Genomic DNA, 22,999 nt, shown 5'->3' with positions numbered 1-22,999 from the left:
CGTGCCTTCGGTTCGCTCACTCCGTTCGTTCACGTGAGGTCCTCCTGTTCCGCCCGCTGCACCCAGTCGGCGAAGGACTCACCGTCGTTCCGCTGGTCCTGGTAGCGGCGCAGGACCCGCTCGACGTAGTCGGGCAGCTCGTCCGCGGTGGTCTTGAGCCCGCGGATCTTCTTGCCGAAGGCACCGCCGACCGTCCCGCCGAGGTGGATCTGGTAGCCCTCCACCTGGTTGCCGTCGGCGTCGGTGACCAGCTGGCCCTTCAGCCCGATGTCGGCGACCTGGACGCGCGCGCAGGAGTTCGGGCAGCCGTTGAGGTTGATGCTCAGCGGCTCGTCGAAGTCCGGGAGGCGCTTCTCCAGCTCTTCGATGAGGTCCATGCCGCGCTGCTTGGTCTCGACGATCGCCAGCTTGCAGTACTCGATGCCGGTGCAGGCCATCGTCTGCCGCCGGAAGACCGAGGGCCGTACCTGGAGGTCGTGGGCCTCCAGCTCGGCGGCGAGAGCCTCGGTGCGCTCCTCGGGCACGTCGAGGATGACCATCTTCTGCTCGGTCGTCGTGCACACCCGGCCCGAGCCGTACTCCTCGGCCAGGTCGGCGATCACGTGCAGCAGGTCGCCGTTGACCCGGCCGACCCTCGGCGCGAACCCGACGTAGTAGGCGCCGTCGCGCTGCCGGTGGATGCCGACGTGGTCGCGGCGGGCGTCACGGGGCCCGCCCGGCGCCGGCCCGTCGGGCAGCCTGTAGCCCAGGTACTCCTTCTCCAGCACCTCGCGGAAGCGCTCGGGGCCCCAGTCGTTCATCAGGAACTTGAGCCGGGCGCGGCTCCGCAGCCGCCGGTAGCCGTAGTCACGGAAGATCCCGGTGACCCCGGCCCAGACCTCGGGCGCCTGCTCGGGCCGGACGAACGCGCCGAGGCGCTTGGCGAACATCGGGTTGGTGGACAGCCCGCCGCCGACCCACAGGTCGTAGCCGGCCTCGCCCTCGTCGTTCACCACCCCGACGAACGCGATGTCGTTGATCTCGTGGACGGTGCACTGCGCCGTGCAGCCGGACAGCGCCGTCTTGAACTTGCGCGGCAGGTTGGAGAACTCGGGGCTGCCGATGTAACGGTCGTGGATCTCCTGGAGCTGCGGCGTGGCGTCGATCACCTCGTCGGCGGCGATCCCGGCGAGCGGGCAGCCGATGATCACGCGCGGCGTGTCGCCGCAGGCCTCGGTCGTGGTCAGGCCGACGGCCTCCAGCGTCTCCCAGATCGCCGGCACCGACTCGATCTCGATCCAGTGCAGCTGGATGTTCTGCCGGTCGGTCACGTCGGCGGTGCCGCGCGCGTACTTGCTCGACACGTCGGCGATCGCCCGGAGCTGGGCGGCGTTCAGCCGGCCGCCGTCGATGCGGACGCGCAGCATGAAGTAGCGGTCGTCGAGCTCCTCGTCCTCGAGGACGGCGGTCTTGCCGCCGTCGATCCCCGGACGCCGCTGCGTGTAGATCCCGTACCAGCGGAATCGGCCGCGCAGGTCGGCCGGGTCGATCGAGTCGAAGCCGGACTTTGAGTAGATGTCGAGGATCCGACGGCGGACGTTCAGACCGTCGTCGTTCTTCTTGCCCTCTTCGTTCTTGTTGAGCGGTTCGCGATAACCGAGGGCCCACTGACCCTCGCCTCGCCTCCGCTGACGGGGTGGCATCGTGCGCGTCCTCCGTGGTGGATGGTGGACGCGGAGCACACCGGCAGGCTCGCTGCTGGCTCTACGCTGAGCTTGGAGGAAATCCGACACCGGCATACCGCGCGCCCATGAGGCAGTGGCGGTTGATCAGTGTCAACGACAGATGGCGCTGCCCACGCGAAGAAAGTCAACGTGCCGGCGCATCACCAGCAACGGGTTCGCAGCAGCCATACACCGATGATGACATGCCGTTCGATGGGTGTCCAACCTTGTCCGATATGCGGAACGGCGTCCCTATCTCTGGCCTCGGCCCTGTCACAGGTACCAGGCGTTTCTCGGGCCTCTGAGCCTTCCCGGCTCTCAGCCCTGACGGAGCCAGTTGACCGGCGGCTCGGGCGCGTCCGGTTCGGTGTCCGGCTCGTCGCCTCCGGCCGGGGGCTGGTGCTGACAGTCGCACCATGTGCCGCCACGGCACTCGTCGTGTCGCCGGTCGCGGCACGCTTCACAGATCATGTGTCCCATTCTCGCAGCACAGGCCGCACCGAACGCGGTTCTGTACGCTGATGCGATGGGTGTGGCGACAGAGGTGCTGATCCGTGACCTGAGCGCCGAGACGGCCGACCTCAACCGGCTCCTCGGCCCGGGCGTCTGGGACGTCCCGACCCCGGCCGAGGGCTGGGCGGTACGCGACCAGATCGCCCATCTGGCCTGGTTCGACGACGCGGCGGTGCGCGCGGTCACCACGCCGGAGGAGTTCCGCGCCGAGGCGCGGGCGGCCGCGGACGCCGGCCTGGACGCCGACGCGCTCGTCGCGGAGCGGCGGTCGATGCCGGGGGAGGACCTGCTCGCCTGGTTCCGCTCCGCCCGCGCCGGCCTGACCGAGACGCTCGCCGCGGCCGACCCGAAGACGCGGATCCCCTGGTACGGCCCGGACATGGGCCTGGCGTCGTTCGCGACGGCGCGGCTGATGGAGACCTGGGCGCACGGGCAGGACGTCGTCGACGGCCTGCGGGAGGCCGGCCGCGACGCGGTCCGCGAACCCACCGACCGGCTGCGTCACGTGGCCGAGATCGGCGTACGCGCCCTGCCCTGGAGCTTTGTGGTGCGCCGGCGCCCGGTCCCGCGCGTGCCGGTGCGGATCGAGCTCACCCTGCCGGGCGGCGGCCCGTGGACCGCCGGGCCCGAGGGCGCTGCCGACGTCGTACGCGGAACGGCGCTGGACTTCTGCCTCGTCGTCACGCAGCGGCGGCATCCGGCCGATGTGGATCTGGCGGTCTCGGGCGCCGTCGCGAAAGAATGGATCGGTATCGCCCAGGCGTTCGCGGGGCCGCCGGGCACCGGACGCCGCCCGGGACGGTTCGCCTGAGTTCCCGACCCGGCGGTGACGAGGGAAGGGCGGTGGATGGCCGGCACCTCCGCGAGGCGTACCTCCCGCCGGGCGCCCGGCGACGACGGGTCCCTCCGTGCGCCGGACCGGCTCTGCGACAGGTGGCGCGACATCCCGCGAAGTGGTCGTCGCAGCACGTACCGGACGCGTCACGGCTACGGTAGACGTTCGTGACCACCCTCTCCGATGCTTCGGCGGGCGTTGCCGAGGTTTCGGTACGCGCCCGGATCCGGTCCGCCGTGTGGCGGATCGTCCGCGGTACGAGCGTCTCCGCGTTCCGCTACCGGGTCACCGGCCTGGCCGCCGAGGCGGCGTTCTTCACCCTGCTGTCGCTGCCGCCGCTCGTGCTGGGGCTGATCGGCACGCTCGGGCACTTCCGGTCGATGCTCGGCGACGACACGGTGGCCGACATCCGCACGTGGGTGATCGAGAAGGCGCAGACGGTCCTGACCGAGCAGTCGGTGGACACCGTCGTGCGGCCGCTCCTCGACGACGTCCTCCGGGGCGGCCGGGTCGAGCTCGTCTCGCTGAGCTTCCTCGTCTCGCTGTGGGCCGGCTCACGCGCGCTGAACGTCTACGTCGACACGATCACGATCGCGTACGGCCTGTCCGGCGTGCGCGGCGTCATCCGCACGCGGCTGCGCGCGTTCTTCCTCTACATCGCCGGGATCGGCGTCGGCCTGGTGATCATCCCGGTGCTGGTCGCGGGCCCGACGCTCGTCCTGCGCTGGCTGCCCGAGGGCGCGCGGGTGGTGCACGTTCTGTACTGGCCGGTGCTGATCGTCGTCTCCATCGTGTTCCTCGCCTCGCTGTACCACCTCAGCGTCCCGGTGCGCACGGCCTGGTGGCGGGGGCTGCCGGGCGGCGCCGTGGCCCTGGCGATCTGGGCGCTGGGCAGCCTCATCCTGCGCCTCTACCTGGACGGCTCCGCGTCGGGCGTGACGGTGTACGGCTCGCTGGGCGCGGCGATCGCCGTGCTCGCCTGGCTGTACGTCACCGCCCTGGCCGTGCTGATCGGCGCCGCGCTCAACGCCGAGATCGACAAGCTGTGGCCCGGTGAGCACACCGCGCGGGCCCGCGCCGAGGCCGCCGAGGCGCGCGCCCGGGTGGCGAAGAAGCAGCTGCGGGCCGCCGAGCGGCGCGTCGAGGTCGCGGCGGCCGACGAGGCGGACGAGGACCCCGCACCGGAGGAGGAAGCCGCGCCCCGGGAGACGAGGGAGACGAGGGAGACAAGGGAGTCGCGGGAGCCGGGGGAGAGCGAGCAGGCCCGGCCGGAGTCCCGCAGCGCCTGAGAGACCGCACGGAACCCCACGCCCTGCTGTACGACGGGCGGGGTTCTGGGCGTCCGGGGTCAGGCGCCGGGCGAGGCCAGGCGGTCGACCGCGGACGGTGCGGGGGAGGGCACCGGGCGGGGCGCCGGGGACCGGCGCCGGGTTCTCGTGCGTGCCGGGGGCGTCTCCGGACGTCCCGGACCCTCCTGGGGGCGTGCGGAGCCGTCCTCCGCATGCCCCCGGAGGTCCCCGCCGCGTCCCTTGCCGTACCAGGGGCGGGCGATCGGCGTCCACCGCGCGAGCAGCTCCATCGCGTCCGGGAGCGTCTCGGCGAAGACGTGCTCGACGACGTTGCCCGCGTTGCCCTCGAGCTGCAGCAGGAACTGCAACGGCGGCGTCTCCCGTGAGTACAGCGTCAGCGAGACCGGCACCGACGGCAGCTCGCCGACCTGGCACCACGCCTCGTAGCCCAGGTTCGCCACCGCCGCGCGCACGTCACCGCCGTACGGCTCGCAGATCGCCATCACCGGGTCCTCGCGCTCCACCCACGAGCCGTTGACCAGGCACCATGCGTGAATCACCTCGTTCATGATCACACCCCACGGTAGGCCCGGCGCGCCGTCCGTGGCGGTAACGCCACGCGGCGTGAGCGACTGTCGGGTATCCGGCCGGGGAGATCCGGGCGGGCTTGGGGATCAGTGCGCCGGCATGGGCCATTCGAGGCGGATTCGCGAACGTTCGGGGGATGGCGGCGGGTCCTGGCGGGAGACGTCCGTGCCGTGCCCGCCGAGCACGCGGATCCGCCCGGCCACCTCGGTGAGGACGCCCGCGGGCGCGTCAAGGTGCATGACGAGCCAGGTGGGCGGCCGCGGGTCGGCGCTGATCATCACGTGGACGTCCGGCAGGCGCTCGCCGGGGACGAGGGCGAGGGCCCGGTGGACCAGCCGGGCGACCCGCTGCCAGGCCGACGGGTCGATCATCGCCTCGATGCCGTGCCCGAGCGTCAGCGCCGGGCACGTCCGGCCCGGGCCGCAGGCCCGCTCCACCGCCTCGACGATCAGCGCCCGCAGGCCCGATCCTTCGGCCGAGCCCTCGGGACGCAGGTCGAACACCACGCCGCGAAAGTCCTTGATCGCACCGTCCAGGCCGTCGATGGCCTTGTGGACCTTGGCGACCGTGACGTCGGCGCCGAGGTTCGCCTCGATGTAGGTCAGCGCGGCGTGCAGGTCCAGGCCGACCGCGAACAGGCGATGCATCAGGCCGTCCGCCAGCCCCGGGGACAGCCGCTCGCCGCTCTCCGCGGTGGCCAGGGGGGCCGCCCCCCGGCCGTCGTCGTTCATCACCGGCCTTCTCGGTGTGGCCAAGGTCCATCCCTCTCTGTCGGCCGTACGGCTCACGGGCGGCGGGCCGCCCGTCGGCTGGGGGATGGTCCTGGGGGCGTCACGGATTTTCGTACCCAATGCGGGTGTATCAACGCACATGCGCCCTACCCCGCGAATGACCGGTTCATACGCATCGTGGCCGGTGAGGCGTGAGAGGCGCCCGAGGTCGCCGGGCGCGATATTCAGGACTTTCGCCCCTGGCCCGGCTTCACGGTGTGACGCAACGTGTAAGGGAGAACCTGTGGGGGAAGGGGGGTTCGGCCGCACGTTGGGGAGACGGGCCGAGGATCTCCAGCCGCCTCGGCCGCAGGCTCAATGGCGAGTGACGGTGGCGGCCTGCCGAGGCAGGGCGGCGCCGCCCGGCGGAGGTGGTCATGTCGTTCACGGACATCGCCAGCGCGCTGGCGGAACAGGGACGCTCGTTGCTTCCGATACCCGGACATTCCGTCGCCGGGGCCGAACCCGATCATCCGCCGCCGACCCGGTCGATGACCGTCACCGCCGATGACGGTGTCGAGCTGCACGTGGAGATCCAGGACGCCCCCGGTGCCCCGCTGACCGTCGTCTTCTGCCACGGCTACCTGCTGAACTGCACGAGCTGGGACGTCCAGCGCACGATGCTGGCCGGCAAGGCTCGGGTGGTCCTGTGGGACCATCGCGGCCACGGCCGGTCCGGCTGGGGCACGCCGCCCAACGCCACCATCGACCAGGTCGGGCGCGATCTGTTCGCGGTGATCCGGGCCGCGGCCCCGCGCGGACGGCTGGTGCTGGTCGGCCACTCCATGGGCGGGATGGCCATCCTCGCCCTCGCCAAGTCCCACCCCGGCATGTTCGGCGGACGGGTGGTGGGCGTCCTCCTCTCCTCGACCTCCGCCGGAGGCCTGTCCACGATCACCGCGGGCCTGCCGTCGATCACGGCACCGTTCGTCGTGCGCCGCCTGGTGCCCGCCACGCTCAGCCGGCTGCGGCGGCACGCACGCCTCGTGGACGGCGCGCGGCGGTCCGCGGGCGGCGCGACGTACCTGATCACCTGGCCCTACCTGTACGGCTCGCGGGTGCCCCGCCCGGTGGCCCGGCTCACGACGCGGCTCATGGCGTCGGTGCCGATCCAGGTGATCGCCGAGTTCTACACCGAGCTCGTCCGGTACGACCTGCACTCGGTCCTGCCGGCGCTCGGCCGCATCCCGGTGCTCGTCCTCGTCGGCGAACGCGACGTGATCACCCCGCTCGCGCACGCCGAGGCGCTCGTCGCCGCGATGTCCGGCGGGGAGCTGGTCGTGGTCCCCGACTCGGGCCACCTGCTGGTGCTCGAACGCCCCCGTGAGTTCGGCGAGCAGGTCTGGAGACTGATCAGCCGCGTCACGCCGCCGAAGCTGGTCGCCGCCGCGTCCGTACCCGGCGAGCGGATCGCCAAGCCGGCCCGGGCCCAGCACCACCACCGCTCCTGAGCGCGTTCCCTCCCTAAGAGCCGTCCTCGGGCCGCCGTACGGGTGGACCGGACGCGGGCTCGGCGGGCCGGCGGGGCGCGTACTTGGAGCGCAGCCTGCTCTGCTGGACCAGCCGGCCGAGGTCGTCGGCGGTGACCATGCCGACGACGCGGTGGTCGGCGACGACGACGGCGAGCACGGTGCCGGCGAGCGGCAGCCGCCCGGCCAGCGGAGCGGCGGGGTCCTCCGGTGCGGCCAGGTAGTCGTGGGGCAGCGCGACCGCGACCGTGTCGATCCGGTCGCCGGTGCGGGCCGGGGGCACGCGCGTGAGGCGCGCCAGGGTGACCACGCCGCAGGGTTCGCCGCCGAACCCGGTGACGGGGAAGGCCGACTGGCGCGACCGCGCCGCGACGCTCGCGATGAACTCCCCGATCGGCCGCCAGGAGGGCGCGCATTCGGGCTCGGGGACCATCAGGTCGCGTACCCGGACGCCCTCGGCGGCCTCCTGCGCCACCCGCGACCGGGCCTCCGCCCCGGCCGTCCAGATGAGGAACCAGCCGATGAGCATCAGCCACAGGCCGCCCGTCTGGCTGAGGAAGATCAGCTGGGCGACGCCGGCGCCGACGAGCGCGGCGCCCATGACCTGCCCGGCGATGGTCGCGACGCGGTCGCCGCGCGACCGCTCGCCGGACCGCATCCACACCAGCGCCCGCAGGATGCGGCCGCCGTCCAGCGGCGCGCCCGGCAGCAGGTTGAACACGGCCAGGAACGCGTTGGTCGCCCCGGTCCAGGCGAGCGCCGCGACGATCACGCCCGGCGCGCCTGCCGTCGAGGCCCCCTCCGCGGCGCCGAACAGCACCCCTCCGATGGCGAGGCTCGTCAGCGGGCCCGCGGCGGCGACGGCGAGGTCCGTACGGGCGGTCTTGGGCTCACCGTCGAGCTGGGCGACCCCGCCGAGCATCCACAGGGTGATCGAACGCACCCCGAGGCCCCGCCTGCGCGCGACGGCGGCGTGGGCGCCCTCGTGGGCCAGCAGCGAGGCGAGGAAGAGCAGCGCCGTGGGGATCGCGATGGCCCAGTACACGCTCGCGGGCCGGCCCGCGTCCGCGCGCGGCAGGACGTTCCCGGCGACGATGTCGGCGATCAGCACGAGGATCACCACGACCGACCAGTTGACCCCCACCGGGATGCCCGCGACGTGGCCCAGCCGGAGATTCTGCTTCATCGCCGCCTCCTCGACATGGTGACCCAGCATCCACTCTCGGCTCGTACGGCCGGCCGGGGTACGTCCATTGGTCCCCGGTGAGCGGGCGAAGGTCGCAGGCGGGCCCGCCGGCCGCGGGCGGCACGCGGAGGAGGAGGGTGCTCCCGGCGCCCCGGGGGGCCGCGGGACGGACAGGCGACGAAGGTCCCGTGGCGGTGGGACCTTCGGCCCTGGAAGGCCGTTCGGCCCTTGCGGAGGCTGAAAACAGGCCTGCGGGACGAGCGAGGGAGCCCGACCACAGAATCGAGAAGGAGTTAAAGGAGCTCCGACGAGATTCCATGGAAGGGCTGAGAGGCCGAACCGGCATCGCCGGTATCGGCGACCTCCACCACCTGATCCGGGTAATACCGGCGCAGGGAAATCGCCCCGTAGGTCTTTTCGTCGCCTGATCGAGAGTCCGTCCAGGGACCGGAACCCGTCGCACCAGCGCCCCTGGACGGCTCCCGGCGACGCCCGTTGAGGGACCCCGCGGGTGGGTAGAGCCACGGACAACCGGCTTTTCGAGGTGGTTCACCGTGGGTTCGAGCGGACATGGCGTACGGCTGCCGTTCACCGACCGGACCGAGGCCGGGCGGGTGCTCGCCGAGCGTGTGGCGGCACTGGGCCTCACGGATCCGGTCGTGCTGGCGTTGCCCCGCGGCGGTGTCCCGGTCGCGCACGAGATCGCCGAGCGACTCGGCGTTCCCTTCGACGTCCTGGTCACGCGCAAGATCGGCTGTCCGGGCCAGCCGGAGCTGGGCGTCGGGGCGATCGCCGAGGGCGGCGAGCCGGTCTTCGACGCCGACCTGCTCCGCCGCCTGGGCCTGACCGAACGCGACCTGGATCCCACCACCGGCCGCGAACGCGCCGAACTCGCCCGCCGGATCACCGCCTACCGCGGCGACCGTGCGCTGCCCCCGCTCAAGGGCCGCGACGTGGTCGTCGTCGACGACGGCCTGGCGACGGGCGGCACGGCCCGGGCGGCCCTGGCCGCCGTACGCGCGGAGGGCGCGAGGCGCCTGGTGCTGGCGGTACCGGTGGGCGCGGCCCAGACGGTGTGGGAACTCTCTTCCGCCGCGGACGACCTGGTGGTCCTGGCCGCCCCGTCGTCCTTCCGCGCGGTCGGTCAGTGGTACCAGCACTTCGACCAGCTGACCGACGGAGACGTGCTGTCCCTGCTGCACGCCCCCCACACCTGACCGGTGTGGGGGAGACGCTCGTCGAGTGCGGGGGAGACGCTCTCAGAGAGGACAAGAGCCGGATCCGCCCTCGGCGGTACCGGCTCTATGGAAACGGCCCCGCGGGGGCGGGGCCGCAGGCTGCGCTCTCGCTCAGGCGGCGTTGGCGCGGCGCATGCGGCGGCGGCGCTCCGACGCGCGCTCGTCCTCGTTCAGGCCGCCCCACGTGCCGTACTTCTCCGGCCGGGACACGGCATAGTCAAGGCATTCTCCTCGCACGGGGCAGCGCATGCAGACCGCCTTGGCCTTGCGCTCGCGGATCTCCCGCTCCGGCTGACGTTCACCGTCCGGGCCGAAGAACAGGATGAGGTCCTCCCCCCGGCACTCGGCAGCGTCCTGCCAGCCCCAGCTAGGGCGGGGGAGGTTTGCCTGCCGACGTACCTGAGCCATAGAACTACCACCTCGTAGCTTGCGGGTGAGCATAAATTTCGGTCACGGGCGCCAAACGGTGAGTACGTGCCAAAAACTTGCAACGTCGAGAAGCGCCGTGATGTTCCCCGGAGAGCGCCGTGTCCTCTCAGGAACGGCGTACAGGGCCTCGGAGAGGTTACACGAGGGCCGTCGCGTTGAGAAGAGTCAGGTCCCGTTCAACATATGTTCGGATGTCTTCGCCGCATCCGGGACCGCACGCGCCCATCGGCCTCTGCTCCACCCGGAGCCTATAGCGTGCGGTGCCCGCTCGCACCACGGCGACGTCGCCGGCCACCGACTCCACGGTGACGTCCTCGACCCCGAGGACCCCCGTACGAGCGCGGACGAAATGCTCCGCCGCCTGCGAGGACTCGGGCTGGCCGCCCCGGCCGCGAAAGCCTTCGAGGACCACCCGGCCGCGCCGATATTCCTCCGCCGCGGTCAGCGCGCGCCGCTGGTCCAGGTCGCCGTAGTACAGGCCGTGGGGCAGGCAGACGAGGTTCGCGGCGTACCGGTCACCGCCCACATGTGTCGTCTCCCACACCTCGCCGAAGCGCTCGTGCAGGAACCGGGCGAGGGGCGCGCCGACGCGGGCGCAGCACGCGTTGTGCCTCCCGTGGGTGCACACCAGGAACACCGGGCCCGCGACCGGCACGCCGAACCCGGGGGCCAGCCCGGCGCCGACGGCGGCCAGGTCGAGATCGGCCAGCTCCTCGGGGTCCTCCAGCTCGCGCCCCTCCAGCCAGACGCCGCCGCCGGGGCCGGAGAACCCGGCGTACACCTGGAGCGGCGGTGTGGCGCGCCGCCGGCGGGGGGTGCGGATGAGCTGCGGGCGTACGCCGTGGCGCCGGGCGCGGGCGATGGCCTCGACGAGCGGTGGAGGGAGCGCCATGGTGTCGACGTCCTCGCCCCACGGACCGGGGTGTTCGATGAGCAACCAGGCGCGCGAGCCCACGGTCGCGCTGGCCAGGCACGAACGCCGGCCGGTGTGGCACCCGGCGCAGTGCGTGCATCGGTCGTCCCGCAACGAACCCCCTTCACAGGCTTATTAGGTAAGACTAACCTAACTAGCTGCTGTCACGCGAGGTGACTGGAGTCGCGAATGAACACAGAGTGAACACACGCCTCGGAAATCCCCGAAGGTATCGACGTGCGGCACCGTGCACGCTCTACAGTGTTCCCGTCCCCCCGAGACCGACCATGGGAGCCCCATGCGCACGCCCCTCCTGGTCGTGAGTGTGGCGTTGTTGCTGGCCAGTGCCGGTGACGCCCGCCCGACCCGCGGCGTCGCCCGCCCGGCGGCCATCGAGGCGTCGACCAGCAGGTGCGGCACCGGCTGGGAGCGGCCTCACGCGGGCGGTCAGGTGCTCACGGTACGTAACGACGGCGCCACCGCCGCGGGCGTGGCGCTCATAGATCCGGCCTCCGGGGCGGTCTACGCCGAGATCGAGGGCCTGGGGCCCGGGGTGACGCGGCGGCTGCACCTGTCTCTCGGCGGCGGCACCTACGCCTTCCGCTGCGAGGACGACGCCGGCGGCGACCCGGTCACCGGCCCGTCGATACGCATCGCGGGCGGCCGTGGGAGCAGCGCCGGCGTCCTGCCCGTGACCAACAACGACCTGTACGCTCCGGCACGCGCGTACTCCAAGTACGTCGACGCCGGGCTCGACCGCCTCATCGCCGCGACCGGCAGGCTGCGCGCGGCCGTGGACGACGGAGACCTCGACGCCGCCCGCTCCGCCTGGACACCGGCCCACCTCGCGTACGAACGCCTCGGCGCGGCGTACGGCACGTTCGGCGACTTCGACGGCGCGATCAACGGGAGCCCCGCCGGCCTGCCGGAAGGCGTGCACGACCCGGGCTTCACCGGCTTCCACCGGCTGGAGTACGGCCTGTGGCACGGGGAGTCCGCCGCGTCGCTGCGCAAGGTGGCCGACCGGCTCGCCCACGACACCCGCGCCCTGAAGTCCGACTTCCCACACCAGCGCATGGACCCCGCCGACCTGCCGCTCAGGGCGCACGAGATCCTGGAGAACACCCTGCAGTTCCAGCTCACCGGCAAGGCCGACCAGGGGAGCGGCACCACGCTCAAGACCGCGGCGGCCAACGTCGAGGGCACCCGTGAGGTACTCGGCGTCCTCCGGCCGCTCCTGCGCGACCGCTATCCGGCCCTGCCGCAGGTCGACACCTGGCTCGACCGGTTCGACGCGCAGCTCAAGGGCAGGTCCTCGGTCGACCGCCTGTCCACCACGGAGCGCGAGCGCCTGAACGGAACCGCGGGCCGGCTGCTGGAGCTGCTCGCGCCGATCGCCACGATCGCCGAGCCGAGGCGCGTCTCATGACCGAGCGGAGCGAGGGAATCGAAGGCGCGCCCCTGTGGTCACTCCCTCCGGCGAAGGAGGGCTCATGACCGAGCGGAGCGAGGGAATCGAAGGCGCGCCCCCGTGGTCACTCCCTCCGACGAAGGAGGACTCATGACCGAGCGGAGTCCACACGGCGACGGCGCGTCGCGGGGCGCGGATGCGCCACGGAGGGACGGCGCGTCACGGCGCGAGGGCGCGCCGCGGGGCGACCGCCGGTCCTTCCTGCGCGGCGCCCTCGCCGCCGGTGTGGCCGGCTCGCTCGCCGGAGCGTCCGCGAGCGCCGCCGCCGCGCCGCCCGGCCGTGCCACCCCGCCTCCCGCGCGGCCGTTCCACGGCGCGCACCAGGCCGGCATCCTCGACCATCCGCGGCCCCGGACGATCGTGGTCTCCCTCGACGTCATCGCGTCCGGGCGGGGCGAGCTGACCGAGTTCTTCCGCACCCTCACCGACCGGGCCCGCACGCTCACCGCCGGGGGCGCGCCGGACGACAGCGGCATCAGCGCGCCGCCGCCCGACTCCGGAGTGCTCGGGCCCGACGTGCCCGCCGGCGGGCTGACGGTCACGGTGGGCGTCGGCGCCTCGTTGTTCGACGACCGGTACGGCCTGGCGAGCCGCAAGCCCGCCGGGCTGAAGCCGATGCGGATGTTCCCCAACGACGACCTCGACCCGGACTGGTGCCACGGCGACGTCAGCCTGCAACTGTCGGCCGAGGACGACGACACCGTCGTGCACGCGCTGCGCGACATCGCGCGGCACACGCGCGGCGCGGCGCAGATCCGCTGGCGGATGAGCGGCTTCACCAGCCCGCCGCGCCCGAGCGGCACGCCCCGCAACCTCATGGGCTTCAAGGACGGCATCGCCAACCCCGACACCGCGAGCGGGGGCGAGATGGACCGCCTCGTCTGGGCGGACCGCGCGCGCGAGCCCGCCTGGACGGCCGGCGGTTCGTACGTCGTCATCCGGCTGATCCGCATGCTCGTGGAGTTCTGGGACCGGGTCGGGATCACCGAGCAGGAGCAGATGTTCGGCCGTGCCCGCGCGACCGGCGCGCCCCTCGACGGCACGCACGAGCTGGACGAGCCGAAGTTCGCCCAGGACCCGATCGGGAAGGTCATCCCGCTGACCAGCCACATCCGGATGGCCAACCCCCGTACCCCGCAGACCGCCGACAGCCGGATCCTGCGCCGCAGCTACAACTACGACCGAGGCGTGGACGCCGTCGGCGACCTCGACATGGGCCTGGTGTTCACCTGCTACCAGCAGGACCCGAAGCGCCAGTTCGAGGCCGTACAGGAACGCCTGATCGACGAGCCGCTCGTGGACTACATCACCCCGTTCGGCGGCGGCTACTTCTTCGCGCTGCCGGGCGTACGCGACTCCAAGGACTTCCTCGGGCGGACGCTCCTCGCGTAGATGTACGGCGGGTGAACGACCGCCGCTGTGAAGGCCCGTGAAGGCCAGGTAAAGATCCTTCAATCCCTTATGGGGCCTTGTTCACCTGCGGGACACCTTCCATCACCGCGATCTTCGTCCCGGTCCGATGGGATCCCCGCTGGACCGACACGGCCCCCGGGATTCCGTTTCAGGGCCCGGAGCTTGATATTTCCCCAGGAGGCAAGATGGGTCCCGGCAAGTGGAAGAGACGGCGGCCGGTGGTGATCGCCGCTTCCCTGGCGGCCGCCGGCTCGCTGGCCCTCGCGGCCTGCGGAACGACCGGTGGCGGGGCGACCTCGCTCACGGCTGCCGAGTCGCCCGTCCGTACCACGACCCCGATCAAGCACCTCGTGGTGCTGTTCGACGAGAACGTCTCGTTCGACCACTACTTCGGCACCTACCCGAAGGCGGCGAACACCGACGGCACGAAGTTCGTCGCCAAGAGGAACACCCCTCGGGCGAACGTGCTGAGCAAGAAGCTGCTCACAAACAACCCGAACCAGTACAACCCCAAGCGCCTCAGTCCCCAGCAGGCCCTCACCTGCGACCAGGACCACACGTACGGCCACGAGCAGAAGGCCGTCAATGGGGGCAAGGTCGACAAGTTCGTCGAGAACACCGAGAAGGACACCTGCGCCGCGCCCCTGTTCGGTGAGCCGGGCCTGGTGATGGACTACTACGACGGCAACACCGTCACCGGCCTGTGGAACTATGCCCAGAACTACGCGATGAGCGACAACTCCTGGGACTCGGTCTTCGGGCCGTCCACCCCCGGCGCGCTGAACCTGATCGCCGGTCAGACCCACGGCGCCTACGCCGTCGATCCGGTGACGCACGAGAAGGTCAGCGACTCGTACGTGGTCGCCTCGCCGGACAAGAACGGCGTGGGCACGGTCATCAACGACCCGGACCCGGCGTTCGACGACTGCTCCGGCAACAACCACACGTCCAAGAACAACCTGGCCGCGATGACCGGCAAGAACATCGGGGACCTGCTCAACCAGCGGAAGGTCACCTGGGGCTGGTTCCAGGGCGGCTTCCGGCCGACCGGCTCGGCCAACGGCTACGCGGTCTGCGGCGCCTCCCACGCGAACGTCGGCGGCGTCTCCGCGGTCGACTACAGCCCGCACCACTCGCCGTTCCAGTACTACAAGTCGACCTCCAACCCCAAGCACCTGCCGCCGTCCTCGGTCGCCGCGATCGGCCGTACGGACCAGGCCAACCACAACTACGACCTGACCGACTTCGACGCCGCGCTCAAGGCGGGCAACCTGCCGGCGGTGAGCTTCCTCAAGGCGGCCGAGTACCAGGACGGCCACGCGGGCTACTCCGACCCGCTGGACGAGCAGCAGTTCCTCGTGAACACGATCAACAAGCTGCAGAAGTCCCCCGAGTGGAAGTCCACCGCGGTCGTCATCGCCTATGACGACTCCGACGGCTGGTACGACCACGTCGCACCGAAGATCACCAACGGCTCCTCCGACGCCGCCAACGACGACCCGGCTCTGTGCGGCAAGGCCAAGGCGGCCGGCGGCCACCAGGACCGCTGCGGGCCGAGCCAGCGCCTGCCGCTGCTGGTGATCTCGCCGTACTCCAAGGTCAACTACGTCGACCACCACTACACCGAGCAGGCCTCGATCACGAAGTTCATCGAGCAGAACTGGGGCGTCGGCCGGATCGGCGACGGCTCGTTCGACGCTCGCGCGGGAGACCTGAGCCACATGTTCGACTTCCACCGGCCGAGGGCGGGCGAGCTCTTCCTCGACCCCAAGACGGGCGCTCGCCGGTTCGGCTGAGCGCGCTCCCCGGGAGGCGCCTTCGTCCGGCTTCGGCCGGGCGGGGGCGCCTTTTCGTCATCACCTGCTGTTTACCTGCCCGTCGGGTTCCGGCAACATGATCGTCGCCCCGTCGTCATCCTGGAGGGTAAATGGCTCCCCGCAAGTGGAAGAGGCGCAGACCGGCGGCGATCGCCGCGGCCCTGGTCGCCGCCGGTTCGCTGACCCTGGCGAGCTGCGGAAGCGGCGAGAACGCCTCAAGCGCGCTGACCGCCGCCGAGTGGTCACCGGTCCATACCTCGACGCCCATCCAGCACGTGGTCGTGCTGTTCGACGAGAACATCTCGTTCGACCACTACTTCGGGACGTACCCGAAGGCGGCCAACACGGACGGGACGAAGTTCACCGCCAAGAAGCACACGCCGAAGGTGAACGGGCTGAGCAGGAAGCTGCTCACCGAGAACCCCAACCAGTACAACCCCGAGCGGCTCACGCACGAACAGGCCCTGACCTGCGACCAGGACCACACGTACGGCAAGGAGCAACTGGCCGTCAACGGCGGCAAGATGGACAAGTTCGTCGAGAACACCGAGAAGGACAAGTGCACCGGCCAGCCGGTCCTGTTCGGTGAGCCGGGCCTGGTGATGGACTACTTCGACGGCAACACCGTCACCGGCATGTGGAACTACGCCCAGAACTACGCGATGAGCGACAACAACTGGGACACGGTGTTCGGCCCCTCGACGCCGGGCGCGATCGACCTCATCTCCGGCAACACGCACGGCATCTACGCCGTCGACCCGGTGACGCACGAGAAGGTCAGCGACTCCTACGTCGTCCAGTCGCCGGACAAGAACGGCGTCGGCACGATGATCAACGACCCGGACCCGGCGTTCGACGACTGCTCGGACAACAACCACACGTCCAAGAACAACCTCGGCGTGATGACCGGCCGCAACATCGGCGACCTGCTCAACCAGCGGAAGGTCACCTGGGGCTGGTTCCAGGGCGGCTTCCGGCCGACCGGCTCGGCCAACGGCTACGCGGTCTGCGGCGCCACCCACCCGAACGTCGGCGGTATCCCGGTGGTGGACTACAGCCCGCACCACAACCCGTTCGCGTACTACAAGTCGACCGCCAACCCCAAGCACCTGCCGCCGTCCTCGGTCGCCGCGATCGGCCGTACGGACCAGGCCAACCACAACTACGACCTGACCGACTTCGACGCGGCCCTCAAGGCGAGCAACCTGCCGGCGGTGAGCTTCCTGAAGGCGCCGTCGTACCAGGACGGCCACGCGGGCTACTCCGATCCGCTGGACGAGCAGCAGTTCCTCGTCAGCACGATCAACAAGATCCAGCAGTCGCCGCAGTGGAAGTCCACCGCGATCTTCATCGCCTACGACGACTCCGACGGCTGGTACGACCACGTCCCGCCGAAGGTCACGAACGGCTCGTCCGACGCCTCACAGGACACGCCGCTGTGCTCGAACGTGCGTGCCGCAAAGGGCTACCAGGACCGCTGCGGGCCGAGCCAGCGTCTGCCCTTCCTCGCCATCTCGCCGTACTCCAGGGTCAACCACGTCGACCACTCGTACGCCGAGCAGACCTCGATCCTGCGGTTCATCGAGGACAACTGGCGGGTGGGCCGCATCGGGGACGCGTCGATGGACGTACGCGCCGGCGGTGTCGGCGGCCTGCTGGACTTCCGCCACGCGAGGGCGGACCGGCTGATCCTCGACCCGAAGACCGGAGCCCCGGCCTCCGGGTGACCTGACACCACCTGACGGCCTCCGCCCACCGGGCGGGGGCCGTCGCGTTCCGCGGACCCGCGGACCCGCGGACCCGCGGCGCCCGGCCGCCCCGGTCAGGCCAGGCCCGCGTCGTGGGCGAGGAGCGCGATCTGGGTGCGGTTGTCCAGCCCGAGCTTGGTGAGAATGCTGGAGACGTGGGCCTTGACCGTCGTGACGCCCATGGCGAGCTCCGTGGCGATGTCGGCGTTCGTCCGGCCGCGGGCGATCGCGAGGGTCACCTCGTGCTCGCGGGGGGTGAGGGCGGCCAGCGCGGCGCGGGCCTGCTCGTAGGTGCCGGTCTGGGCGACCGTGCGGTCCATGAGCCGCCGGGTGATGCGGGGCGACAGGATCGGGTCTCCCGCCGCGACCCGGGTGACCGCCTCCACGATCCGTGCGGGCGAGGTGTCCTTGAGCAGGAACCCGCTGGCGCCGGCGCGCAGCGCGTACAGGATGTTCTCGTCGGTGTCGAAGGTGGTCAGCACGATCACCTCCGGGGGACGGGCGCGGGTGCGCAGCCGGCGGGTGGCGGTGATGCCGTCCACGCGCGGCATCCGCAGGTCCATGAGGACGACGTCGGGGGCGTGGGCGTCGGTGGCGGTGATGGCCTCCTGGCCGTCGGCGGCCTCGCCGACGACGGTGATCCCGGCGGCGCCGTCGAGCATCATGGACAGCCCGGCACGGACCATTGCGTCATCGTCGACCAGCAGCACGCGGATCACGCCGGCCATGGTAGCCAGGCCTGGAGCCGGAACTGCCGGTCGGTGATCTGGTGATCCAGCTGCCCGCCGGCCAGCCGTACCCGCTCGGTGAGCCCGACCAGGCCCAGGCCGGCGCCCGGCACGGCCGGGGCCGACTCCGCCGCCGCGAGCGGGTTGCGGATGTCGATCAGCAGGCGCGCGCCGGGGCCACCGTGCAGCAGCACGTCGACCGGCCGGCCGGGAGCGTGCTTGCGCGCGTTGGTCAGCCCCTCCTGCGCGACGCGGTAGACGGTACGGGCGGCGGCCGCGGGGAGGGCCGCGGCGTCGGTGACCTCCTCGCGCAGGCGCACCGGCTGGCCCGCCTCACGCGCCTCGGCGACCAGGCGGGGCAGGTCGGCCAGCGTGGGCTGGGGCTCCAGGTCGTCGTGCCCGTCGTCCTCCTCGCGCAGGAGACCGATCACCTGGCGTAGCTCCTCCAGCGCCTGGTGCACCCCGGCGCGGACCACCCCGGCGGCCTGGGCGAGCTGGTCGGGGGAGGAGTCCGGGCGGTATTCCAGCGCCCCGGCGTGGGTGGCCACCAGCGACAGCCGGTGGGCCAGCACGTCGTGCATCTCCCGGGCGAGCGTGCGCCGCTCGGCCATGCGGGCCTCGGCGATCCGCCTGCCCTGCTCGGCCTCGGCGCGCCGGGCGCGCTCGTACAGGGACCTGAGCAGCGCGCGGCGTGAGCGGGCCAGCGCGCCCCAGCCGAGCAGCGCGCCGTACGCGGCGAAGATCAGCAGCAGCCACCAGCCGAGGGAGATGCCGGAGTTGGGCCGCCACAGCCCCTGCACCACGTGGGCCGCCATGCCCGCCGCCGTCACGGCCACCGCGACCGGGAACCGCCTGCGCTGGGCCACCTGCAACGCCCCCATCGTCGCCGCCGGCGTGCCCACCGGGGAGGCGGCGGCGAGGAGCGTGGCGGCGAGCGCGCCGGAGACCGGCCACCGCAGCTGGGCGAGCGCCATGAGCAGGCTCACGACGGCGACCGCGGCGTCCAGCCAGAACAGGGACCCGCCCGCCTGTCCCCACAGGGACACGGCGGTCAGCGCGCCCATCCCGAGGACCACACTCGCCACCGCGACCAGGCGCGGGGATCGCCATTCGTTCACGCGCCTCAAGCTAGCCCGCGGCCGGCCGGAGCCGTCACCTACCAAAGTCGGAGCCGGTCCCCACCCGGGAAGGACACGGCGCGACCGGGCGCCCGATGCGGCGCCCTGGCGAGCCGGGCGAGGCTGACCGGCGTGAACACCTCTGTGAGACGACTCTTCCTCACCGTGATCGGCGCGCCCGCCGCCGCCCTGGCCGTGTGGGCCCTGGCCGTGCCTCTGGCCGGAACGACGCTGACCGTGCGGACGGGCGGTGGCGAACGAACGGTCGGGCCGGTGTCGGTCGTGGTGGCGAGCCTGCTGGCCGGGCTCGCGGCCTGGGCGCTCCTGGCCGTCCTGGAGCGTTCGGCGACCCGTCCCGGCCGTACCTGGACGATCACCGCCCTGGCCGTGCTCGCCCTCTCCCTGACCGGCCCGCTCGGCGGCGAGGCCGGAGCCGCCACCACGCTGGTGCTGGTGCTGCTGCACCTGACCGTCGCCGCCGTGCTCGTCGCGGGGCTGGTGCGCCGATGAGCCTGCCCTACGGATACCTGACCACCGTGGCCCTTCTCGCGGCCGGCACCCTGTTCACGCTGGCCGCGCCGGTCCGGCCCCGGCCCCTGGCCATGCTGAGCTTCTGGCTCGGCGTGGTCGTCAACGAACTGCCCTTCGTGGCCTTCGCCTCGCTCCTGGCCGCCACCGTCCTGGCCCTCGCCGAAGGCGACCTGAGCTCACCGGCCGCCGCCGGGGTCGCGGCGGCGGCCGTTTTGGGGCTGGGTGCGGGCCTGGGCCTGGTGGCGTGGCGCGGCCGTCAGGCGCTGCCCGCCGTGCGACGTGCCATGGGGGCGGTGCCCGTCTCGCGGCGCCTGCCGTACGGGCGCATCCTGTGCCGGCCCTTCTTCCGCCGTCGCCGTGCCGTGGAGCGGATCCCCGGCCTGACGTACGGCCCGGCCGGCCGGCGCAACCTCCTGGACCTCTACCGCCACCGCTCCCGGCCCAGCGGAGCGCCGGTGCTGATCCACCTGCACGGCGGCGGGTACACGGGAGGCCGGAAGAACACCCAGTCCCTGCCCCTCCTGCACCGGCTGGCCGGGCAGGGCTGGGTGTGCGTCAGCGCGAACTACCGCCTGCGCCCGCAGGCGACCTTCCACGACCATCTGGCGGACGCCAAGAAGGTGATCGCCTGGGTCCGGGAACACGGCCCCTCCTACGGCGCCGATCCCGATCGGATCGTGCTGGCGGGCAGCTCGGCCGGCGCCCACCTGGCGGCCCTGGCCGGTCTCACCGCGGACGACCCCGCCTTCCAGCCCGGCTTCGAACACGTGGACACCTCCGTCGCGGCGGTGGTCGGCCTGGGCGGCTACTACGGCCCCTACTACGACGGAGATCCGCGGACCTCGCCGTTCGCCCATGTCCGGCCGGACGCGCCGCCGTTCTTCCTCGCCCACGGTGACCACGACACCCTGGCGCCGGTCGAGACGGCACGGTCGTTCGCCGAACGCCTGCGCGGCCGGTCGACTCGACCGGTCGTCTACGCCGAGCTGCCCGGCGGGCAGCACGCCTTCGACCTGTTCCACTCGCTGCGCTTCGAAGCCGTGGTCAACGCCATCGACGCCTTCACCGCCCAGGTCCTGTCGTGCGATTCCCCGGAGCGGCCGAGGTGGCGACCGGGGCCGCCGGCGCGTCAGTCCGGGTGACGGGCGTCCGTGCCGAGCGCGCGTTCCAGGAACTCCGCCTGCAGGAGGAGAACGTTCTCGGCGATCTCCTCCTGCGGCGTCATGTGCGTGGCGTTCGGCAGCGGCAGCACGGTGTGCGGCCGTCCGGCGGCCGTCAGCGCCGACGAGAGGCGCAGCGTGTGCGCGGCGAACACGTTGTCGTCCGCGAGCCCGTGGATCAGCATCAGCGGGCGCCGGAGGTGTTCCGCGTCGGCCAGCAGGCTCGACCGGTCGTACGCCCCGGGATTCTCGTCGGGGTGGCCGAGGAAGCGCTCGTTCCAGTGGGTGTCGTACAGCCGCTGGTCGGTCACCGGCGCGCCGGCCACGGCGGCGTGGAAGACGTCGGGCTCGCGCAGCACGGCGAGCGCCGCGAGGAAGCCGCCGAAGGACCAGCCGCGGATGCCGACCCGGCTCAGGTCGAGGTCGGGATGGCGCGCTGCCGCCGCGCGCAGCGCGTCCACCTGGTCGGTGAGCGCCAGCGCCGCGCGGTCGCCGTAGATCTCCCGTTCCCAGGCGGGGCCGCGCCCGGGGGTGCCGCGGCCGTCCGCGACGACGACGGCGAAGCCGCGGTCGGCGAACCACTGCGAGACCGGATACTGGTTCCGCGCCGCGAGAACGCGCTGCCCGGCGGGCCCGCCGTAGGGGTCCATCAGCACCGGCAGCCGTCGCGACCCGGGGATGTGCCCGGTCGGGAAGAGCACCGCGGTCCGCAGTTCCCTCTCTCCGGCGCGCAGCAGCTCGACCTTGGGGGTCAGGACGGGCCTCTCGGCACGTGAGGTGATCGACGAGGCCGGGCGCCCGTCGCGGTGCACGGTCACCCGGACGCCGTCGTGGTGCAGCGACTGCGCGACCACGACGGTCGTGCCGCCCGCCCGGTGCCCGTGGTGGACGCCGGGCGCGTCGGCGAACGGGACCGCCCCGGCACCCGGCGCGTACGTCCACAGGCCGATCTCCGTCGGCTCGGCGGACGCGGTGAACAGCACGGTCTCGCCGTCGACCCCGAGGACCTCCCGGACCTGCAGGCCGGGTGGGGTGACGGGCACGTCGTCGACGAGCAGCCGCCGGCTGTCGTCCAGATCCGCGGTCCACACGAGACGGCCGTCCCCGGTGAGCGCCGGCACGCCCGGCACGATCTGCACCCAGTACGGGTCGGTGTCCTCACGCCGCGGGCGTGTCGTGCCGGTCAGCGGGTCGACCGCCAGCACCCGCATCGTCTTCTGATCGCGGCTCTGCACGGCGATGAGCGGCTCGGGCCCGCTCCAGCAGACGGCCGTGACGTACTCGAAGGCGGCGCGATCCCAGTCGACGGCCACCCGTCCGCCGTCCAGGCCGACGATCCACAGGGACACGTCGGCGTTGCGGGTGCCCGCGGCCGGATAGGCGATCTCGGCAGGCGGCTCGGCCGGGTCGGCCGGGTTGGCGATGTACCAGCGCCGTACCGGTGCGGTGTCGACCCGGGCGACCAGGAGGCGCGAGCCGTCCGGTGCCCACCAGAACCCGCGGTCGCGGCCCATCGACTCGGCCGCCACGTGCTCGGGGAGGCCGTAGGTCACCTCCGGACCCTCCGGCGTGGCGAGCGCGCGGTCGCCGGAGCCGTCCGCGCCGATCACGCGCAGGGCTCCGCCGGACACGTAGGCGACCGTGGAGCCGAGCGGGTCGGGGCGGGGGGCGGCGACCGGCCCGGTCGCCGGCAGCTCCGTCACCCGCGGGGCGGCGAGGTCGGCCAGCCACAGCCGTCCGGACAGGGCGTACGCCGCCCTGGTCACCGCTCGGTCGGTGGCGTACGCGGTCACACCCGTGCTCTGCTCGCGGGCTCGCTCGCGCCGTGTCGCCTCCTCCGGAGACAGGTCCTCGGCGGCGTCTCCGGGATCGGTGATGAGCCGCTCCGCGCCCGCGGTGACGTCGAACTCCCACAGGCCGGTGATCGGATCGCTTCCGTGCCGCGACCGCAGGAAGACGACCCGCCGGCCGTCCGGGGAGACGGTGAAGGACCGGGGGACGCCCAGGCTGAACCGGCGGGTGCGGGCGTGCTGGCGGGGCAGGTCGGGGGTCACGCGTCCTCCATCGTGAGTCGGGCCGG

The 22,999-nt window shown here is 72.4% G+C and carries 19 protein-coding genes; 10 read left to right on the top strand and 9 right to left on the bottom strand.

All coding sequences use genetic code 11. The features are described 5' to 3' along the window. Positions 1-29: 29 nt before the first annotated feature. The gene (locus ABEA10_RS18085) at positions 30-1,682 is read right to left on the bottom strand and encodes a nitrite/sulfite reductase (RefSeq protein WP_345465069.1); all 1,653 of its coding nucleotides are present in this window, start codon (positions 1,680-1,682) and stop codon (positions 30-32) included. A gap of 547 nt (positions 1,683-2,229) precedes the next feature. Between ABEA10_RS18085 and ABEA10_RS18080 the strand changes: the two genes are divergently transcribed. Both ABEA10_RS18080 and ABEA10_RS18075 read left to right on the top strand, forming a co-directional pair. Beyond that, on the top strand, positions 2,230-3,027 hold the full coding sequence (locus tag ABEA10_RS18080) for a TIGR03084 family metal-binding protein (protein WP_345465067.1): 798 nt from the start codon (positions 2,230-2,232) through the stop codon (positions 3,025-3,027). 191 nt (positions 3,028-3,218) lie between these two features. Then, positions 3,219-4,340: a YihY/virulence factor BrkB family protein gene (locus ABEA10_RS18075; protein ID WP_345465065.1), complete on the top strand. Its 1,122-nt coding sequence runs from the start codon at positions 3,219-3,221 to the stop codon at positions 4,338-4,340. Between the two features lie 59 nt (positions 4,341-4,399). Here the strand turns inward: ABEA10_RS18075 and ABEA10_RS18070 are convergent, their stop codons facing one another. Together ABEA10_RS18070 and ABEA10_RS18065 are read right to left on the bottom strand one after the other, a co-directional pair. Beyond that, complete coding sequence (locus ABEA10_RS18070) at positions 4,400-4,909, bottom strand: hypothetical protein (protein ID WP_345465063.1); 510 nt, start codon at positions 4,907-4,909, stop codon at positions 4,400-4,402. A 105-nt stretch (positions 4,910-5,014) separates the two neighbouring features. After that, positions 5,015-5,659: a sensor histidine kinase gene (locus tag ABEA10_RS18065; RefSeq protein WP_345465061.1), complete on the bottom strand. Its 645-nt coding sequence runs from the start codon at positions 5,657-5,659 to the stop codon at positions 5,015-5,017. A gap of 416 nt (positions 5,660-6,075) precedes the next feature. Between ABEA10_RS18065 and ABEA10_RS18060 the strand changes: the two genes are divergently transcribed. Next, positions 6,076-7,149 carry an alpha/beta fold hydrolase gene (locus ABEA10_RS18060; protein WP_345465059.1) on the top strand — a complete coding sequence of 358 codons (1,074 nt, stop codon included), beginning with the start codon at positions 6,076-6,078 and terminating at the stop codon, positions 7,147-7,149. Positions 7,150-7,162: 13 nt separating this feature from the next. Here ABEA10_RS18060 and ABEA10_RS18055 read toward each other — a convergent pair whose 3' ends face one another. After that, positions 7,163-8,353, bottom strand: coding sequence for a site-2 protease family protein (locus ABEA10_RS18055; RefSeq protein WP_345465057.1), 1,191 nt, complete (start codon positions 8,351-8,353; stop codon positions 7,163-7,165). A 554-nt stretch (positions 8,354-8,907) separates the two neighbouring features. Here ABEA10_RS18055 and ABEA10_RS18050 point away from each other — a divergent pair. Continuing rightward, positions 8,908-9,570 carry a phosphoribosyltransferase gene (locus tag ABEA10_RS18050; RefSeq protein WP_329239525.1) on the top strand — a complete coding sequence of 221 codons (663 nt, stop codon included), beginning with the start codon at positions 8,908-8,910 and terminating at the stop codon, positions 9,568-9,570. A gap of 132 nt (positions 9,571-9,702) precedes the next feature. On the opposite strand, the gene ABEA10_RS18045 is transcribed toward ABEA10_RS18050, so the two are convergent. Continuing rightward, positions 9,703-9,999 (bottom strand): WhiB family transcriptional regulator, encoded by a 297-nt coding sequence (locus ABEA10_RS18045; RefSeq protein WP_285576288.1) that lies wholly within the window; start codon positions 9,997-9,999, stop codon positions 9,703-9,705. Positions 10,000-10,156: 157 nt separating this feature from the next. After that, positions 10,157-11,047 carry a sucrase ferredoxin gene (locus ABEA10_RS18040; protein WP_345465053.1) on the bottom strand — a complete coding sequence of 297 codons (891 nt, stop codon included), beginning with the start codon at positions 11,045-11,047 and terminating at the stop codon, positions 10,157-10,159. A gap of 184 nt (positions 11,048-11,231) precedes the next feature. Between ABEA10_RS18040 and ABEA10_RS18035 the strand changes: the two genes are divergently transcribed. The 4 genes from ABEA10_RS18035 to ABEA10_RS18020 all read left to right on the top strand — a co-directional run bounded on the left by ABEA10_RS18035 (position 11,232) and on the right by ABEA10_RS18020 (position 17,361). Next, a complete protein-coding gene (locus tag ABEA10_RS18035; protein ID WP_345465051.1) occupies positions 11,232-12,362 on the top strand; it encodes an EfeM/EfeO family lipoprotein in 1,131 nt (376 codons plus the stop codon). Between the two features lie 132 nt (positions 12,363-12,494). After that, positions 12,495-13,796 carry an iron uptake transporter deferrochelatase/peroxidase subunit gene (gene efeB, locus ABEA10_RS18030; RefSeq protein WP_345465049.1) on the top strand — a complete coding sequence of 434 codons (1,302 nt, stop codon included), beginning with the start codon at positions 12,495-12,497 and terminating at the stop codon, positions 13,794-13,796. A 206-nt stretch (positions 13,797-14,002) separates the two neighbouring features. Continuing rightward, positions 14,003-15,613, top strand: a complete 1,611-nt coding sequence (locus ABEA10_RS18025) for a phospholipase C (RefSeq protein WP_345465047.1) — start codon at positions 14,003-14,005, stop codon at positions 15,611-15,613. Between the two features lie 131 nt (positions 15,614-15,744). Beyond that, complete coding sequence (locus tag ABEA10_RS18020) at positions 15,745-17,361, top strand: phospholipase C (protein WP_345465045.1); 1,617 nt, start codon at positions 15,745-15,747, stop codon at positions 17,359-17,361. A gap of 95 nt (positions 17,362-17,456) precedes the next feature. On the opposite strand, the gene ABEA10_RS18015 is transcribed toward ABEA10_RS18020, so the two are convergent. Continuing rightward, positions 17,457-18,110 (bottom strand): response regulator transcription factor, encoded by a 654-nt coding sequence (locus ABEA10_RS18015; RefSeq protein ID WP_329239509.1) that lies wholly within the window; start codon positions 18,108-18,110, stop codon positions 17,457-17,459. Next, positions 18,098-19,228, bottom strand: a complete 1,131-nt coding sequence (locus tag ABEA10_RS18010; protein ID WP_345465042.1) for a sensor histidine kinase — start codon at positions 19,226-19,228, stop codon at positions 18,098-18,100. The genes ABEA10_RS18015 and ABEA10_RS18010 overlap by 13 nt, the downstream gene beginning before the upstream one ends. Before the next feature lie 132 nt (positions 19,229-19,360). Here ABEA10_RS18010 and ABEA10_RS18005 point away from each other — a divergent pair, with 132 nt between their 5' ends. After that, entirely contained in the window at positions 19,361-19,738 is a 378-nt protein-coding gene (locus tag ABEA10_RS18005; RefSeq protein WP_345465040.1) for a DUF6069 family protein, read from the top strand. Next, positions 19,735-20,901, top strand: coding sequence for an alpha/beta hydrolase (locus tag ABEA10_RS18000; protein ID WP_345465038.1), 1,167 nt, complete (start codon positions 19,735-19,737; stop codon positions 20,899-20,901). Before ABEA10_RS18005 ends, ABEA10_RS18000 begins: the two co-directional genes overlap by 4 nt. Here ABEA10_RS18000 and ABEA10_RS17995 read toward each other — a convergent pair. Then, positions 20,889-22,973, bottom strand: coding sequence for a S9 family peptidase (locus tag ABEA10_RS17995; protein WP_345465035.1), 2,085 nt, complete (start codon positions 22,971-22,973; stop codon positions 20,889-20,891). The two genes, ABEA10_RS18000 and ABEA10_RS17995, sit on opposite strands and share 13 nt — an antisense overlap. Positions 22,974-22,999: the final 26 nt, after the last annotated feature.

Origin of the sequence: Actinoallomurus oryzae, from assembly GCF_039541955.1 — a bacterium.
Classification (GTDB): Bacteria; Actinomycetota; Actinomycetes; order Streptosporangiales; family Streptosporangiaceae; genus Actinoallomurus; species Actinoallomurus oryzae.
The sequence above is the reverse complement of the archived record's forward strand: the minus strand, read 5'-3'. Positions and strand labels throughout refer to the sequence as shown.